The following is a 2,090-nucleotide window of genomic DNA, read 5'->3' as shown; positions in this document are numbered from 1 at the left end:
ATATTTGTGAGACTACCAACTTTTTTATGAACTATTCTTATCCCGAACTGGGGTAGTTATACGCACAGCGATGCGAAGCGCTACTGGGGCGGCAACCGTCGCGAGGTGACCGGCGACATCGACGAGACATCAGCCAATGTGGAGAGCTATTCCACAAGCAATGGCTGGTACAACTACCATTCTGGCAGTTTCGAGGCCAGCTATGAGATCGACAGTCTGCGCCTCGTGTCAGCTTCGTTTGGCCTATGGGCTGGCGGAGGCCATACACCCAATGAGAAACAGGTAGTGGCAACATCGCCCCTCGACGAAAGTCCCCTTTACCATTATTCCAACTTCGACCGTTCCCGCAACAGATGGTCTTCCATAGACGGAGGCATCGACTATCAGCGCTCCTTTCCGGTGAAAGACCGCTTGCTCACCCTGTCTTACAAGATCAACAGCAACCCCAGCGATGACGAAGACGAATACGCGTATCATGACATAGACGGCGTGGCTGCATGGCAAGACTATCTGCACATGCTGAAAGACCAGCGCCACGAACAGGACGGCAATTCGTTGGAGCAGACTTTCCAAATAGACTATACCACGCCCTTTGCCAAGATACACACCTTGGAGGCAGGCCTGAAGTACATCATGCGCGACAACCACAGCAACGACGACCGCTACACCCGTGAGGCACTGAGTGCAGCCGACTACGCCTACGACGAAGCCAACAGCTCGCACTACAAGCACACCAATGACATCTTCGCAGGCTATCTGGGCTATGGAGTGAAATGGAAACTGCTGTCTGGTCGTCTCGGTCTGCGCTATGAGCATACCCTGCAAGACGTGAAGTACCGTTTAGGCCGTGGCGAAGACTTCCGCAAGAACTTCGACGACCTTGTGCCCTCTGCAAGCTTCGGTGTGCGTGTGTCCGACTACGCCAATTTCAGCCTTGCCTACAACATGCGCATCTTCCGTCCAGGCATCTGGTATCTCAATCCTTATCTCGATGACAGCAATCCTGCTTCCCTCAGCCAGGGCAACAGCGACCTCGTGAGCGAGAAGAAGCATCAGATCACGTTGGGCTTCAACCTCAACACCAGCAAGCTGAGTCTGAACGTGAAGGCCGCTACGGCTTTTGTCAACAACAGCATCGAGGAAGTCACCTCACTCGTCGACGACCGCACCATCGCAGGACTGAGCCATCCTACAGGCAAGCAGGTCATCTACACCACCTATGAGAACATCGGTAAGGTGAAGGCATCGGCTCTGAGTGCCTATGTCAGCTGGAACATCTTCAGCAAGACACGCGTCTACTCCAATCTGTATGGATTATACAGCGACTACTCCAATGGGCAGACCATGCGCAACCACGGATGGTTTGGCTACACCTTCACCGGCATCGAGCAAACGCTGCCCAAGAACTGGTTCATCTCGTTAGATTATTTCGGCCGTACGAAGAGTGTTTCCCTTCAGGGCAAGGGCAGTTCTTATTCCGACTATGGCATCACGGTCAAGAAGTCGTTCCTCAACAAGCGTCTCAACGTGAGCGTCTATGCGGGCAGTCTGTTTAATAAGTACACGCGCCAGGATGACGTGACCGAAAGCGCTAATTTCCGTCAGAGTTCCTGGTCGAAAACCAGCAGTCGCCGCTTCTACTTCTCAGTTACCTACCGCTTCGGTTCGCTCAAGGCGAGCGTGAAGAAGGCACAACGTGGCATTGAGAACGACGACGTGAAAAGTGGAGGGGGTAGCAAGGATTAACTTGCCTCCCAAGAAATATCAATTCTCTCTCTTTAATATTCCCAGGTATTGCCGGCAAGTGAGCCACATACCTGGGCTTTTTATGTTTATGAATCCCGTTTTCGGGGAATTTGTTCCTGGTCTTGGATATTCTGCCGTGGGGGTGAGAAGAGGAACTTGTCGGTAATACACCCTCGCGCACACGCGCAGCCCGCGCTCCCGTGTGTATAATATAATGAGAGTGTGGTAGGAAAGTCTCTTATTCTTCACCCTAACTGTTAAATAACTGTTAATTTTCAAACTTTTTCGTCGAAACTCTTGCGTGTTTGGAAAATAGTTTGTACTTTTGCACTCGCTTTTGAGAA

1 protein-coding gene is annotated in these 2,090 nt (G+C 51.6%); it reads left to right on the top strand.

Features of this window, described 5'->3' with window-relative positions; translation table 11 throughout:
- Window positions 1-105: 105 nt before the first annotated feature.
- The gene (locus F7D20_RS12370) at window positions 106-1,746 is read left to right on the top strand and encodes an outer membrane beta-barrel family protein (RefSeq protein ID WP_158464312.1); all 1,641 of its coding nucleotides are present in this window, start codon (window positions 106-108) and stop codon (window positions 1,744-1,746) included.
- The last annotated feature ends 344 nt before the right edge of the window (window positions 1,747-2,090 follow it).

The sequence above is a fragment of the Segatella copri genome (genome assembly GCF_009495355.1).
Lineage (GTDB): Bacteria > Bacteroidota > Bacteroidia > Bacteroidales > Bacteroidaceae > Prevotella.
Note: the sequence above shows the minus strand (reverse complement) of the source record. Positions and strands in the feature narration are given on the sequence as shown.